The organism is Aerococcus sp. NPDC058936 (assembly GCF_042741995.1).
In the GTDB taxonomy this organism is placed as follows: domain Bacteria; phylum Bacillota; class Bacilli; order Lactobacillales; family Aerococcaceae; genus Aerococcus.
Map to the genome: position 1 here is coordinate 1 of NZ_JBHYKZ010000009.1, position 14414 is coordinate 14414.

The window sequence follows — 14414 nt, forward strand, 5'->3', positions numbered from 1 at the left end:
GTATTAGGCATGCCGCCAGCGTTCGTCCTGAGCCAGGATCAAACTCTCATGAAAGATTTTCATGAGCTTGATTGCTCATTAAAGTTTGCTGACTTGTTTATAGTAGTTCTCACTACTTTTGATTGTTGGAATCAAATGATTCCATACACAATTTTTGGTTTGTCTTCTTTGTTCAGTTTTCAAAGGTCTATCTCGTCGCCTTTCAGCAACTCGTATATCATACCATCTTCATTCAAGAGTTGTCAAGCAAAACTTTTAAAAAGTTTTTCAACATTTTGTTGAACACTTGTTTTCTTAATGAAGCGACTTGAATATCTTACCTTACAAGTTGACATCTTGTCAACAAGTAATTTAAGAAATATTTTTGCTTGTTTTGAGAACTAAAATAGCGCTCTCGACAACTACTTAACAATACCATGATACAAATCACGATGTCAACATGTTTTTTTCAAAAATATTTTCCTGAAAATGTTCCGGTAAGAACTATTTCCGTAACAAGAATTATAGCAAGTATTCCATTTCTATACAAGCGCAAATTAAATAAAATTCCAAAAAATTGTTTATTCAAATAATAAAAGAACGCAAACCCTTGATATATTTGCGTTCCTTCAAAACCACTATGCTATTTACGGCAGGCTATTGCCTGCACTCTGATAGATTTCATACCATTCTTGACGGGTAAATTGAATTTCGCTCGCCTTGGCATAATTTAAAATCCGGTCGATATTGGTAGTTCCTAAGACAACTTGGGTGTTTCCTGGAATGCGCAGCAACCAAGCGATAGCTGCAGCTTCTTTGTCTAGACCATAACGACCGCCGATTTCGCTTAACTTGTCATTCAAGTCTTTATAAGAAGGATCGCTGAATAGTACCCCGTTTTCTCCTTGAATTGGTGACCACGCTTGGATAGCCATATCATGCAGTCGTGCATAATCAATTAATTCACCACCACGGTTTACGCCTTCACCGGCTTTGGTATTCACGCTAAATCCATAATCCAAAGCTAGAGTATGCGCCGGTGATAATTGAATTTGGTTAGCGACTAAATCTTGTCTGACATATTTCTTCAATAGATCAACTTGAATTGGCGTGTGATTACTTACACCGAAGTGTCGAACTTTACCGCTCATTTCTAATATATCGAAGGCTTCTGCGATTTCTTCTGGTTCCCACAAGGCGTCGTTACGATGTAATAGTAGAATATCTAGATAATCTGTTTGTAGCCTCTCTAAAGATTCATCTACTGATTGTAAGATATGTTCTTTTGATAGGTCGAAGAAGTTTTGTTTGTTGTTATTATAGGTGCCTGGTAAGTAAATCCCTACTTTAGATTGCAGAATGATATTTTCTCTTGAGATGTTTAAGCCAGCAAAGGCTTGGCCGAATAATTTTTCCGCCCCACCTCTTTCTCTTGCGTATATGTCTGCATGGTCAAAGAACGTTAATCCTGCGCCATAGGATTGTTGGATTAAGTCTTGGACTTCTTCTACTGATTTACCTTCAATCCGCATACAACCTACTGCTAAATTGGGTGCTGTTAAACCGTTTTGCCCTAATGAAATATGTTTCATGTATATGCCTCCGTTTCAATTCAAGAAAACGTTTTCTTGTTACTGATAAAATTATACTTGTTTTCTGGTCAAATAGAAACAAAAGCGCCTAGTCCATTGAAATATCTGGTCAAAGACTTAAATGGTGTCGGTTCGAATGAATTTTGTTTGTCGGTAAGAAAGGTAGAGCATGATAATCGTTCCAATCCATAAGATGGGGATCATCACACTGACACTTGTGATATAAAAGCCGACAATAATGGCGATAATGGCAGGTATTCCCATGGCGGTTGCGACCATACCTAAACAGTATTGGAAGGAGAATAGGTCATGGAATTTGTGTTTTTGTAAAATATTTAACCGTGAAACAATAATCATTAAGCCCCCTAAACCAAGAATAAAGATGGTCAACTGACGGGTCATGACGAGGATCTGCTTACTTTGGGTATTCACTTCCGTTTGATAACTCACTCGTAAACTTTCGATAAAAGTCCCATTATCAGTCATATCGTCTTTCAAGTCTAATGGTAGGTTAGCAGTATACCGTGTATCTTGGTCTGTTTGATACACGAATTGGTCTGGCAGGATCAGAAGTAACTTGTCAGTCCCCTTTAAGTAGCCGTCAAGATTGTCGGCACTAGGGAAAATAACCACTTGTAATTGGTCACCGTTAATAACGATATCTGACTGGTCTGACTGAAAAGACCCGTTATCATAGGTAAAATTCGATAATTGGCTGACTGTTTCTTCTGGGATGATGGTCTGTAGTTGTTCAAAGGCTTTATTAACTGTCCCGTCTTCAACGGGTTGAAAACTGCTGGCAAAGGGCCAGGTCATGATAACCGACCAGACAACCATGACGAGAATTGACTTCCACCAGGTCATCAGGTGACGGTGGTAGAAGATATTAGCTGGGCTGAACATGTCTTTCACATAGTGTACTGGAAACATTTAAATGAATCGCTCCTTTTTAGTGGTGACTCCATTATAACTGAATTTGGCTTGAATCAGGCAAGCTTTTACTTTGTCGTGTAGTGGCAGGTTTTGTGCTAAAATGAAAGTATTCTAATGTACAGGAATTTCATTTCAGGAATTCATTAAAAGAAGGAAGGCACAGTATATGAAAGAAATCGATAAAAAAATTGCTATCATCGGCTTAGGCAATATGGGAACAGCAATTTTAAATGGCTTGGTAAAATCGGATGAGATTGATAACCAACTGATTACTGGTTCACGCGCTAACCCTGAAAAAGCTGAAGCGGACTCAGCTAAGTATGGTTTCGCCATTTTGACAGATAATAAGGAGACGGCTAAGGGAGCGGACGTGGTTATCCTTGCGGTAAAACCTTATTTAATCAAGGATGTGGTGGATGAAATCAAACCAACACTTACTGCAGAGACGATTGTTATTTCGGTTGCGACGGGCTACAGTTTGACGGATGCGGCTGGACAGTTAGGGGATTCTGCCAAATTCGCTCGGGTGATGCCTAATATTCCAGCGCAAGTTGGGGAAGGGATTTCTGGTGTTGTCTATAATGAAAACTTATCGGCAGCGGATAAGGAATTAATTATGCAAATCCTTCATACTTTCGGGTCAGCAGAACAGTTGACTGAGAAACAGTTGGACGCCTTCACAGGGATTGCGGGTTCGAGTCCAGCGATTATCTTCATGATTATTGAAGCGATGGCGGATGCTGGTGTGGCAAAAGGACTTACTCGACCACAAGCGCTAGCCTTTGCAAAACAAGCGGTTAAGGGGGCAGCACAATTGGCGATTGAATCGGAATTGCACCCTGGGGCTTTGAAGGACGCGGTTTGTACACCGGGTGGCACAACCATTGAAGAGGTCCGCACAGCTGAGTCAATGAACCTGCGTGGCACGATTATTGAAACGGTGATTGCGGGTATTGAAAAGTCGGAAAGTTTATAATTTGTGTAAATTGCTGAAAACTTACTGTTATTGCTAGATTTCACGACCATTGCCTAGTAATATGAATAGTTGAAGAGATACTACAAAATGATGAAAAACATTATAAAGGATTGAATAAAAATGAAACTTGGTGCCAGGATGTTTAAGACAGGTCTTGGGGTAATGCTCAGTATTTTAATTGCTGACTGGTTACCCTTTGTTGAGCCTGTCATCCCTGCCTTTACTGCCATCATCGGTTTACAACAAACTGTTAGAGGGTCGATAGATACCTTCTTCAACCGTGTGATGGCGGCAATACTTGGGGGAATCGTTGCTGTAGTCATGGTACACTTTTTCGGTAATTCCCCTATTATTATTGGGGTGACCGTGACGATTTTTATTGGGATTTTGAGGGCTTTAAATATGGCCAACGTTATCACATTAGCGACCATTACCCTTGTGATAATCATGTTGCGCGACCAAGATATGATTATCACCTCAGCCATTGCGCGGGTGGTTGAATCATTACTTGGAGTGACCGTTTCCCTATTAGTGAACGTCTTTGTTTTACCACCTAAATACGACGCCATTCTTTACGAAGAAGTCAATAAAACCTCTAGTGAAATCTTAGTGCGCTTAAGAGCCATTCTTCGCAAAAACGGCGAATATTCTACCTTAACCTCTGATATCGCCTGGGCAGAAAACCGTATCGCACAAAGTCATAGCCTATACGCACTCTTAAAAGATGAGAATGTATGGTCTAAACAAAAACTACCCATGTTAAAACGAAAACTCGTTGTTTTCCGGGCTTTAATCGTGTCACTAGAACAGGCACTGGCCTTATTATCCGTCTTACATACCCATACCAATGTCATGTTCCAATTACCAGAAGAACTACGGATCCAAATCCGCGAACGGATCGAAACCCTCTGTTCAGCACATGAACAAATCTTCTTGAAATTTGACGGTCGAATCTCACCATTAGAAGTGAATTTCTTCCAACCAACCCAAGGGTACCGACAAGACTTAATGGACTCTATCTTCGAATACGCTGCCATTAAACAAACCGCTACCCAAGAAGAATTCGAGCGTTCAAACGCTTTAATGTTAATCACCGGTCAATTGGTATCTTACGAAGAATCACTAATCAAACTAAACACCCTGATTCGTTCATATAGAATCCACCATGACGAAGACGAATACCAAGCAGACTCACTAGAAGGCATCGAATAAATCACATGTCACCAAAACAAAATATACGCCATTTCAAAAGGAGGGGTCCAGACAACAGTCTCAACCCCTCCTTTTTTTGAATATGCAGTTAATTTCGTGGTCACAATATCCTTTTGAGCAATAAGAACCCAACTAAGGATGCGCTGAAGTATAGCAGTCAGTGGGAACATACTCCCTCAGACTGAATCTTTAGACTAGAAATTAGACTCTGGCTGATTTAGTCCCCACTGCTAGTCGAGTTTCCAAGGGCAGAAAGGTGTCCATTTCAAAATAACTTGCGACACACTTTGTATGCCACGGCATTATTATTCCAGTGTCTCCTACCTCAACACCCTGGACCACATCCTCATTTTAAGACAATGATAAGAAAACACGGAAGCCGAAGTCTTTTTTTAAAATTAGCTATTATTCCACTCTTTCTAAAATCAATGTAGAAAGAATGGGTACATTAACATCCCCGTTACCTTTGATTAAATCCGCAAAGTCATCGCCAACCATTTTATTATCGCGGGCAATTGGTCGCCAACCACCTTCTGGTATCCATACTTTTACATCATTCAATTGGCCATTAAAAATCACTACTAATTCATGTCCTGGGCCATGGTAATGCACACCAATGATTTGGTAGTCTGACTTAATCACAGTCACATTTTCAAAAAATGTTTGTTGGTTTTTCTCTGTAAAGAATGGGTATTTCTTCCTTAATGCCAATAACCCCTTAAAATAAGTGACCGCATCATAGTTTGAAGCCATTAAGTCCCAGTCTATACAGTTGATTTCATCTCCTGCGTTATAAGAATCCCTTACCCCATGCTTGGTTCGGAAGAATTCTTGGCCAGAATGGAAGAATGGAATACCAGCTGACAAGGCAATAATCGAATTCCCTAATAATTGCCGTCTTTTACGCAGTCTGACTGGCTCTTCTCCATGTGATAAGGCAATTTTATCCCGTAAAGTATAGTTATCATGCACTTCAATATATTGGATTAATTGTTGGGCTTGGGTTACGTTAGCGTCACGTTTTGACAAGTTCCCCCCACCTAAGTAGGATGCAAGGACGGCTTGCTCTGTCATAAATTTCCCCGTGATAAAACCCGGATCCGTTGCGTCGCCGTAGTCCGATCCACGAACTTGGTCGCGGAGTTGGTCATTAAAGTAAGAAATGCGAGGGGTTTTATAAGCATTACGTAGAATAGCCTTTTTATCAGAAGATAAAAGGGTTTCTAAGTCCCAACCTTCACCGTACATTAAAATAGATGGATCTATCTTATCCAAGGCTTCGCGGATCAAATTCAGAGTTTCGATATCATGAAGGCCCATTAAATCAAAGCGGAACCCATCGATGTGGAATTCTTCTGCCCAGTAGGTAATGGATTCGATCATGTAACGGCGGAACATCAAACGAGTTGAGTCCGTCTCATTCCCTACACCTGACCCGTTTGATAAGTCTCCATTTTTGTTGTAGCGGAAAAAGTAATAAGGAACAGTTAAACCAAGCGGGTGGCGTTCGTGTTCATAAACGTGGTTATAGACAACATCCATCACGACGCGCAGACCTTTGGCATGCAAGGCCTGGACCATTTCCCGCATTTCTTTCAATCGGGCTATTGGGTCTCTTGGCGACATTGAGTAGGAACCTTCTGGCACATTGTAATGCATGGGATCATAGCCCCAGTTATAATTATCCGGTCGATCAGACAATTCATCGACCGTTACAAAATCAGCCATTGGCATTAACTGTAGGTGGGTAATGCCTAAGTCGGCAATATAATCTAAGCCGGTAGCAAATTCGTTGGCTGTTTTAGTCCCACTTAGCGCAAGGCCAGCAAATTTACCGCGTTTTTCCTTGGGCACACCGGAATTGATATTGGACGTTAAATCACGGACACTAGCTTCATAGATAATGGCATCGCGGGCGTTAGCAAACGGTGGTCGTTTATCATTTTCCCAGTCATCCGGGTAACCTTCATCTAAATCGACAATGACAGACCGAGCGCCATTAACGGTAACGGCTTGTGAGTATGGATCTTGGGTGATTTCAACGGTGGAATTGGGAAAGAAAATCCGGTACATGTAAGGAACATTTTTGTAATCACCTTCTAAACGAACGGCGTAGCAACCAGTTTCTACTTCTTCGTCCATCTGGATAGCTTCATATTCGTCAGACGTGTCAGATTTGTATAAGAGTAATTCAACATCAATCGCTGTTGGGGTCCAAATACGTAAGAGCGTACTTTTTTTTGAGTAAGAGTAGCCGAGAAATCCGTCATAATAATAAGCCTTATCAAAAGCATCCGACTCCATGGTTTCGCGCATGCGCAGACTAATTAATTCAGGATCTGCCGTTTCAATTAAATCAAAAATCTCTTGGATAGTTGCAATATCATTTGCCATAAATGCCTCTTTTCTTCAGCTCGAAAAATGACTGATTTACATTAAGTTTATCATCTTTATTTTATCGACTTTTCCCCTAAAAGACTACAAAAAACACCCTAAAAGGTGAATTCCCATCCATTCTGTACAATATCACCATGTTTTGGTTATATCAGTGAATATGGGTGTCCTTTTAAGGTGTTTTAACTTGTCTTATTACTTTAAATCAAGCTGAATTGATTATTCAGAAACAGATGTATCATCTGGAGTAGACTCTTCTTCAATAACGCTCTCTTGAGATGTATCAGTTGATTCACTTGATGCATTTGATGTTTCACTCGACTCAGACCAACTGTAATCAGGTTCTGGTTCAGAGGAGTAGTACTCTACTTCAGCCGCCGCTTCTTCCGCTGCAATTGATTCTGAAATGTATGCTGCTTCAGCAGCGGCCGATTCTTCCGCTGCGATTGATTCAGATTCGGCAATAGATGCATTTTCAGCGTCGATTGATGCTTGTTCTTCTGCTGCAATTGATTCAGCTTCTGCATCTAATGATGCTTGCTCTTCCGCTGCGATTGATTCTGATTCTGCTTGTGCATCTAATGCCGCTTGCATTTCAGCAACATCTTCATTTGCGCCGTCATAACCATTAGTGGCATTGATTTGCGTATCTTCAATTTGCGCCATCAGCGTGTCAGCCATTAATTGACTCGCTTCTTGAGAGAAGCCTTCATCTGTAAAGCTATTTTCAAGATTTAAGCTTTCTGAGTTATCACGCGCCTCACTGTAAGCAGTATTCACATCATAAACATTATAGCCTGCTTCTTGCATAGCAGATAAAGCATTGTCGTTATAGGTTACATAGTCCTCATCTTCAGCCATTTCTTGACTTGAAGCTGGGTATTGTGCAAAGACGATTAAGGCTGAAGGTAGGTCCATACGAATGGTATTGAACAATTCTTCAATATTCGCTAAATGGTCTTCTTCAGAAATTTCAGCTTCATAATCTTCTTCTATGAAAGTTGGGATAATCACTAACTGCGGGTTGGCTTCAGTTAAGTTGCCAGAGTATTGTTCAACTGCATCGGCAGAGGTCATTTCTGCCCAGTCTACTGAGTGAACACTTGCTTCGTCAAAGCCGATTTCATTTAAACGGTCAGTGATAGTTGTTGTCCAAGCCTCTTGGTCTGCTTGGGTACGGGCGATTGAAATGGTTGGCACTTGCTCTACACTTTGTAGGTAGTATAAATAATGAAGTGCTGTAGTTTCCCCGCGATTGTCTGTAAATGCTTGAACCATTTCTTCTGCATTATATTCTTCTGGCGTTGATGGTGCTGTTTGGTTCATATCTACTGACATTGAAGAAAATGTGCTGGCTTGGTCTGCTAACATATTTTGTTGGCGTGAGCGATAAACAAAATAGCTGCCTCCCACTAATACCAATGAAATGACGATAAAGACTGCTGTCAAAATCATTTGGTTTCTACTTGATTTTCTATTCATGCTTGAACTCCTTTATACAAACTTTTCCCATTGTTTATTCTATCATATAACAAAATGAAGCCAAACTGAATTAAATCTTTTAGGTTTTTTAAGAATATGAGAGTAGGCAATTAGCCTACTCTTTCATTTTTCATTATGATATAATATTTTATGTTACAACCTAGCTAGGTGTAGAAAGTAGGTTTGGTGATGAGAAACCCTAAGGAAGGTGAATTCATCACAGTCAAAAGCTACAAGCACGATGGATCCTTACATCGCACTTGGCGAGATTCTATGGTTTTAAAAACAAGTGACCAAAGTATCATTGCTTGCAATGATCATACCTTGGTTGTTGATTTTGACGGTAGACGATGGGTGACTAGAGAACCCGCCCTACTATATTTCCATAAACACTATTGGTTCAATATTATTACAATGATTCGTCCGAACGGCGTATCTTATTATTGTAATTTAGCATCCCCTTACGTATTGGATGACGAAGCCTTGAAATATATCGATTATGATTTAGATATCAAGATTTTTCCTGATGGTAAGCGGAAGTTGTTAGACGTAGATGAATATAAAGACCACCGTCAATTGATGGGGTACTCGTCTGATATCGATGCTATTTTAAAAGATAACGTTCAGGAACTTGTACGCTGGATTAATGAGGAAAAAGGGCCTTTTTCTAAAGAGTATGTAGATATTTGGTACGAACGCTATTGTCAGTTAAGTCACAAACGCAAAAAATAAATCATAGTAATAGTCAATATGTAGATAAAGACTGTGGTGAAATAAAAGAGATGTGATTTTAAGCAAGCGGTGTGGGCCATGGACCAACATCCTATAAGACTTCATCCATCCTGAATATTCACGACAATTTAAACAAATGGCTACGACAGCAAAGTCGTAGCCATTTGTTTTTTGATTATTTAATATTGCGGTGATTGTCTATTTGATAATCTTCATAAGCTTGCCAAACTTTCATTTGCACTGTTGGAAATGCATAGTCTTCAAATTGATGGGGCGCTACCCAGGCATAATCCGCCTCCCCAGAGGCAATCATATCATTGATTTTCTTTTCGTCCGTAGGCTTTAAGTGCCCGTAAATTAATTGGATATGCCAAATCAAATGGGTGAAGACATGTTTGACCTGACCGACTTCCTTACGCATGAATATTGGCGAAATCCCGTAAGCTTCCTGACTTTCAGCTAGTAAAAAGGCCGCTTTCTCTTCGGTTGGTAGGTCTTGGTTGACACTTGTTTCCAAATCGATTAAAGGCACTGTCCACATGTTATTCAGCAATTTGTGTTGCGTCCTTTTCTCAATCAATACTTGTCCTTTAGCATTTTGTAAGATCAGGGCCTGGTAATATACGGGTTTGGCCTTGGCTTTCTTACTTTTAATCGGGTAGTTGTAGGTAGTACCAGTCAGGGTTGCCATTGTAAAATCGCGCAAGGGCGACAATTCGGGCATGGCTTTCTTCGGCGTTTCAAATGATGAACCGAGATCCATGATGGCCTGGTTGAAGTCTCCTGGACGGTCGGGATCCACTAGATATTGACCTACCGCTTCAAAAATCTTCCGGTTAGCTGGCTTTTGAATGTCTGCATTAATCATAAACAAGCGAGAAATGACCCGCATGGCGTTGCCGTCGATGGCTGGCACGGGGATACCAAAGGCGATAGACCCAATGGCACCTGCTGTATAAGGACCAATGCCCTTCAACTTTTTGATGTCGGCTAAATTATCTGGAAAAATCCCGTCGTGGTCCATCATGATTTGTTTGGCCGCTGCCTGCATATTGCGGACTCTTGAATAGTAACCCAAGCCTTCCCAAACTTTCAACAATTGGTCCTCTTCTGCTTCCGCTAAATCTTTGATGGTCGGAAAAGCAGCCAGAAAGCGGGCATAATAGCCAATCACGGTATCTACCCGAGTTTGCTGTAACATAATTTCTGACACCCAAATCCGGTATGGGTCCTTAGACTCCCGCCAAGGTAGACGGCGGCTTTCCTTGTCATACCAGTCTAGAAAAGTCTTTCTAAAGTCCTGGTTGGTAGCTGGCCCCCAAACTTGGACACCTTCAATTACTGGCCCCAAGTCTTGGATAGCCGACGCATTCACATATAAAGACAGGTCGATATCTTGATTTACTTCAGTCACTACTTTGCTTTCTCCTCTAACTCTGCTATATATTTTTCTCATATTTACCTATATTAACATTTATCCATTTTCTTCCTCGAAAATCTCAAGCGCCTGGTTAATTAATTCTGACGGATACCCCTTATTGTAGAGCATCCCCTTCACTTTAAAGGTCAATTCTCGGCCCGAAAGTTTCTTGTACCGGCGCATATATTTTTCCAAGTCTTTCTGTAAGACTGCCAATTCCTGGTCCTCATCCTGGTAATGGTCAGCCAGTTGCTGCATCAACTCTTGAATCAAATCACTGTCAAATCCCTTTTGCACCAAGTATTGTTTGGTCTTTTGGCTAGCATTCCGGTGTGACGCTTTTCGCAACTGCTTTTGGAAATGTTTTTCCGCAATCGCATAAGCATTTTCAACCTCAGTATCCCGATCATATTCATTCAAGGACTGGTCAATTTCATCTTCCCCAAGCCCCTTATTTTTCAACTCCCGAGCAATCACATTCGGTCCTTTTTTATTGATATTCATAGCCGTTCGCGTATAGGCCTGACCGAACATGGTGTCATCGATCAGCTTGACCTCTTTCAACTTAGCAACCGCCTTCTCCATCACCTCAGGCTCAATTTCTTCCTCAGTTAACTTAGCCCGAACTTCCTTTTCAGACCGCAACTGGTGGCTCAAAAACCGAACCGCAAGCTGGTAGGCATAATCTTCCTTATCAATTTGTTGGATATCCGCAATAAAATCCTTATCCAACACCTGCCCCTTATGCAAAGCAAATTTGACCAAAGTATTCTCACTGATCCCAAAAGCGAATTGGCCCTTGATATACACATTGAACCGCTTCTTATTCTTTTTCTGAACTTCAATCAAAGTAATTTCCCCAGCAACCACCTCAGCTTCCGAAGATTCAGCCGGTAATTCCGCCTCCTGAAAAAGGGCATCCGCTTTCTGAGCTCGCAACCCCTTAGCTTTGGCTAGTAAATCAGAGGCTAAGTTATCGGCACTTAAAGCAGAATTTTCAACATTCGCTGATGTTTGATGACGGGGCGCTTGTTTAACCCTTGCTTTTTTCTGGTAGCGGGGGGATTGTCCCCCTTCACTAGGGTCATTATATGAATGTTTTTTTCTTGTATAAGAATCTTGCTTACTTTTTTTGTCGACTGCTACTTTTGACGATTGCTTTGTATCACCAATGTCAGACAGCTTCATGGGGCCTCGTTTTTTCCCAGTCATGCACGCTTCCCTCCTCAAAAATCCTTGTATACGCTATATATTTTAGCACAGGAAAAGTTTTGGCAACAATTTCTGCTATTCCCTTGTCACTTTTCTCCCTGAGGTCGTTCTTATTGATGTAAGTCATCCGGAGGTCTTACAAAACAAAACTTGGAGGGAATACCTATGAAAAATTTTGAATCTGCCAAATTAGAATTAACTTACTTGAACGTGGAAACGGATAAAGAAACACGCATTACTTTAAACGGTTTAATCGAAAATCCAGATACAGATAATGTGAATGCTTTAGCACTTGCACTTTCTAACTTAATCGAGGACGCCTTTACAGGTGCCGAAGCAGTTGAACGCTACACTGTTGCCTAATTACTAACAAGCCATTTACATGTCCCTATTGTCCTAGAGGAGGATTTTTATGATTGAAGAAACAAATGTATTCGAATTAAAATTTAAAACTGCTGACAACAAAACACGTACTGTTACTATTAAAAACCCTAAAGCAAACTTAGATGCAGCAACTGTCGAAGCAGCCTTCAATGCTTTTATCGCTTCAGACGCGTTTGTGAATGAAGAAGGACACAAGATCTTCCACACTGCTGTTTCAGGTCGCTATGTTAACCGTCAAGTTCAAGATATTTATACAACCGAATCAGTAGACGCATAATCACGCCGCAATAACACAAGGCTTGGGCAATTTGTCCAAGTCTCTTTTTTATACGCCATTTTTGTTGGACCTTTTCCTTGATATGCTATTTATTCATAAGCCGTGGACTTAATTCTATATGGTCTAAATCTTAAAGACATGAGCTGAAGACTATCTAGTGACATTCAAATGAATTTTGAGTATTTTAAAGGGTGAGACGTTTTATGCCCCACCCTTTTTGATATAAAAACAGTCGCATACGTTCGTGGAACTTCAGGGCCACAAACGAATACGACTTTTCTATGTTATTCTACTAATCGATCAGGATTATAATTCAACTTTAACAACTAGGTTTCCGCCAACAGCGTCAACGATTTCTTGTAACGTTGCTAATGAAATGTTTTGTTGTCTTGATTCTACACGTGAGATATAACTTTGTTTACGTCCAGAGATTTCAGCTAGACGTGCTTGAGAAATACCGCGTTTGCTACGAATTTCTAAAAGAATCTCTGCTGCATTTTGTGTTGCTTTTTGTCGAGCCGCTTCGCGTGGCTGTGCATTCGCAATTTTTAATTCTTCCATGTTCAGCCCTCCTTACTTATATATATTATACTACAAATTATTCGATATTAGTTATAACTTGCTTATAAATCTGAATTATTTGAAAAAATTACCCATATAAGAATACAACTTTTTCACTATAATTGCTAGTGAATCCGCTCAATTGTTAAGTTTTTTAACAAACAAATTTACATAGAATTTACTTATTGTATACGAACTACTTCACCAGGGGTTACAGAAGCCTCAGTTTTACCGTTCATTGTTAAGAACTCATCCAACGTTAAACCATTGTTAGTTGCAATTCGATAAGCATTGTCACCTGATTGAACTGTATATGTTCCAGCTGAAGACGTTTGACTACTTGAACTCGAGCTAGCATCTGCTGTTGAAGAAGATGATGATGAGCTAGCACTTGAAGAAGTCGCTGACGATGAACTAGATGAAACATTTGGCGCTGTATAAGATGGATTATTCGATCTTGACTGTGCTAATGATGCTGAGTTTGCCTCATATTCTGCTGTTAAGCTTGCTAAATCTGTACTGTAATCTGTATCTTTGGTTAATTCCACAGATGATGCAACCGGTGACGATTCACTAGATTCGACACTTGAATCACCTAAAGATACACCCGATCCGTTTCCACTAGTCGTTAATGGTTCAGCTGAATAATAGTCCAAACCGCTTAATGGCTGTGAATCTACTTGTACACCTAAAGGATTACCCTCTTCAGCGGACGCTCTCCACGGAATAATCATCAACACGATAGCAGCTATCACAATACCTACAACCGTAAATTGCGTCGTTCGAGATTGTGCCTGCCATTTTTCAATAAATTCACCTAGCCATGCTGGCATAGTATTTCCCCCACCTTATAAAAAGAAATTATGTGGCCAAATGTACAAGACTTAAACATTCTACATACCTTTTACCACATATCGTATACGCTTAAAAACAAGTTTATCCCAACTATAATGCGTATCCTATTCAAAATATAAACGCCATAATCCTAAGGCATTTACTTCATATTATAGCATAAAAAACAAAAATAATTTAACTTATAGATTACCCCTAGATTGCAGTTATGTTACAAAAAACAGGGTGCACGCGAGATCGGACAGCTCACCAACAGTGGAAGACTAGTGCCGTAGCAAATGAAGTATGGTGCAAACTAGTTCTACCGCATTTAACTGAGTTGGTGCTGAAGCACTGACTCGACTACAAGGCGGCGGGTCACTCCTCCTGGCCAATTTAAAAGACCCACAATTTTCACTGCGGGCCTCG

At 40.5% G+C, this 14414-nt stretch carries 13 protein-coding genes; 5 read left to right on the forward strand and 8 right to left on the reverse strand.

Annotation, left to right across the window (positions count from 1 at the left end):
• Positions 1-626: 626 nt before the first annotated feature.
• Complete coding sequence (locus ACFW0C_RS07715; protein WP_378106639.1) at positions 627-1571, reverse strand: aldo/keto reductase family oxidoreductase; 945 nt, start codon at positions 1569-1571, stop codon at positions 627-629.
• A gap of 117 nt (positions 1572-1688) precedes the next feature.
• Positions 1689-2501, reverse strand: a complete 813-nt coding sequence (locus tag ACFW0C_RS07720) for a DUF1189 family protein (protein ID WP_378106640.1) — start codon at positions 2499-2501, stop codon at positions 1689-1691.
• Positions 2502-2670: 169 nt separating this feature from the next.
• On the opposite strand from ACFW0C_RS07720, the gene proC reads away from it, so the two are divergent.
• Positions 2671-3480, forward strand: coding sequence for a pyrroline-5-carboxylate reductase (proC, locus tag ACFW0C_RS07725; RefSeq protein WP_378106642.1), 810 nt, complete (start codon positions 2671-2673; stop codon positions 3478-3480).
• Positions 3481-3600: 120 nt separating this feature from the next.
• On the forward strand, positions 3601-4692 hold the full coding sequence (locus tag ACFW0C_RS07730) for an aromatic acid exporter family protein (RefSeq protein WP_378106644.1): 1092 nt from the start codon (positions 3601-3603) through the stop codon (positions 4690-4692).
• 405 nt (positions 4693-5097) lie between these two features.
• Here the strand turns inward: ACFW0C_RS07730 and pulA are convergent, their stop codons facing one another.
• On the reverse strand, positions 5098-7086 hold the full coding sequence (gene pulA / locus ACFW0C_RS07735; protein ID WP_378106646.1) for a type I pullulanase: 1989 nt from the start codon (positions 7084-7086) through the stop codon (positions 5098-5100).
• Between the two features lie 219 nt (positions 7087-7305).
• The gene (locus ACFW0C_RS07740; RefSeq protein ID WP_378106648.1) at positions 7306-8568 is read right to left on the reverse strand and encodes an adhesin; all 1263 of its coding nucleotides are present in this window, start codon (positions 8566-8568) and stop codon (positions 7306-7308) included.
• 189 nt (positions 8569-8757) lie between these two features.
• Here ACFW0C_RS07740 and ACFW0C_RS07745 point away from each other — a divergent pair, with 189 nt between their 5' ends.
• On the forward strand, positions 8758-9300 hold the full coding sequence (locus tag ACFW0C_RS07745; RefSeq protein WP_070466855.1) for a DUF402 domain-containing protein: 543 nt from the start codon (positions 8758-8760) through the stop codon (positions 9298-9300).
• 175 nt (positions 9301-9475) lie between these two features.
• Here the strand turns inward: ACFW0C_RS07745 and mutY are convergent, their stop codons facing one another.
• Both mutY and recX read right to left on the reverse strand, forming a co-directional pair.
• Positions 9476-10714, reverse strand: a complete 1239-nt coding sequence (mutY, locus tag ACFW0C_RS07750; RefSeq protein WP_378106650.1) for an A/G-specific adenine glycosylase — start codon at positions 10712-10714, stop codon at positions 9476-9478.
• A gap of 60 nt (positions 10715-10774) precedes the next feature.
• Positions 10775-11932 carry a recombination regulator RecX gene (gene recX, locus ACFW0C_RS07755; RefSeq protein WP_378106651.1) on the reverse strand — a complete coding sequence of 386 codons (1158 nt, stop codon included), beginning with the start codon at positions 11930-11932 and terminating at the stop codon, positions 10775-10777.
• A gap of 165 nt (positions 11933-12097) precedes the next feature.
• Here recX and ACFW0C_RS07760 point away from each other — a divergent pair, with 165 nt between their 5' ends.
• Both ACFW0C_RS07760 and ACFW0C_RS07765 read left to right on the forward strand, forming a co-directional pair.
• Positions 12098-12295, forward strand: a complete 198-nt coding sequence (locus ACFW0C_RS07760; protein WP_378106652.1) for a hypothetical protein — start codon at positions 12098-12100, stop codon at positions 12293-12295.
• Positions 12296-12344: 49 nt separating this feature from the next.
• Complete coding sequence (locus tag ACFW0C_RS07765; RefSeq protein WP_378106654.1) at positions 12345-12593, forward strand: DUF2922 domain-containing protein; 249 nt, start codon at positions 12345-12347, stop codon at positions 12591-12593.
• Positions 12594-12899: 306 nt separating this feature from the next.
• On the opposite strand, the gene ACFW0C_RS07770 is transcribed toward ACFW0C_RS07765, so the two are convergent.
• Both ACFW0C_RS07770 and ACFW0C_RS07775 read right to left on the reverse strand, forming a co-directional pair.
• On the reverse strand, positions 12900-13154 hold the full coding sequence (locus ACFW0C_RS07770; protein WP_003141237.1) for a helix-turn-helix domain-containing protein: 255 nt from the start codon (positions 13152-13154) through the stop codon (positions 12900-12902).
• 182 nt (positions 13155-13336) lie between these two features.
• Entirely contained in the window at positions 13337-13987 is a 651-nt protein-coding gene (locus tag ACFW0C_RS07775) for a LysM peptidoglycan-binding domain-containing protein (RefSeq protein ID WP_378106656.1), read from the reverse strand.
• Positions 13988-14414: the final 427 nt, after the last annotated feature.

Bases quoted from the DNA above. Each gene is read 5' to 3' on its own strand.
- ACFW0C_RS07715 (WP_378106639.1), bottom strand. From the start codon at position 1,571: ATGAAACATATTTCATTAGGGCAAAACGGTTTAACAGCACCCAATTTA.
- recX (WP_378106651.1), bottom strand. From the start codon at position 11,932: ATGACTGGGAAAAAACGAGGCCCCATGAAGCTGTCTGACATTGGTGAT.
- pulA (WP_378106646.1), bottom strand. From the start codon at position 7,086: ATGGCAAATGATATTGCAACTATCCAAGAGATTTTTGATTTAATTGAA.
- ACFW0C_RS07720 (WP_378106640.1), bottom strand. From the start codon at position 2,501: ATGTTTCCAGTACACTATGTGAAAGACATGTTCAGCCCAGCTAATATC.
- ACFW0C_RS07770 (WP_003141237.1), bottom strand. From the start codon at position 13,154: ATGGAAGAATTAAAAATTGCGAATGCACAGCCACGCGAAGCGGCTCGA.
- ACFW0C_RS07740 (WP_378106648.1), bottom strand. From the start codon at position 8,568: ATGAATAGAAAATCAAGTAGAAACCAAATGATTTTGACAGCAGTCTTT.
- ACFW0C_RS07765 (WP_378106654.1), top strand. From the start codon at position 12,345: ATGATTGAAGAAACAAATGTATTCGAATTAAAATTTAAAACTGCTGAC.
- ACFW0C_RS07775 (WP_378106656.1), bottom strand. From the start codon at position 13,987: ATGCCAGCATGGCTAGGTGAATTTATTGAAAAATGGCAGGCACAATCT.
- ACFW0C_RS07745 (WP_070466855.1), top strand. From the start codon at position 8,758: ATGAGAAACCCTAAGGAAGGTGAATTCATCACAGTCAAAAGCTACAAG.
- ACFW0C_RS07760 (WP_378106652.1), top strand. From the start codon at position 12,098: ATGAAAAATTTTGAATCTGCCAAATTAGAATTAACTTACTTGAACGTG.
- ACFW0C_RS07730 (WP_378106644.1), top strand. From the start codon at position 3,601: ATGAAACTTGGTGCCAGGATGTTTAAGACAGGTCTTGGGGTAATGCTC.
- proC (WP_378106642.1), top strand. From the start codon at position 2,671: ATGAAAGAAATCGATAAAAAAATTGCTATCATCGGCTTAGGCAATATG.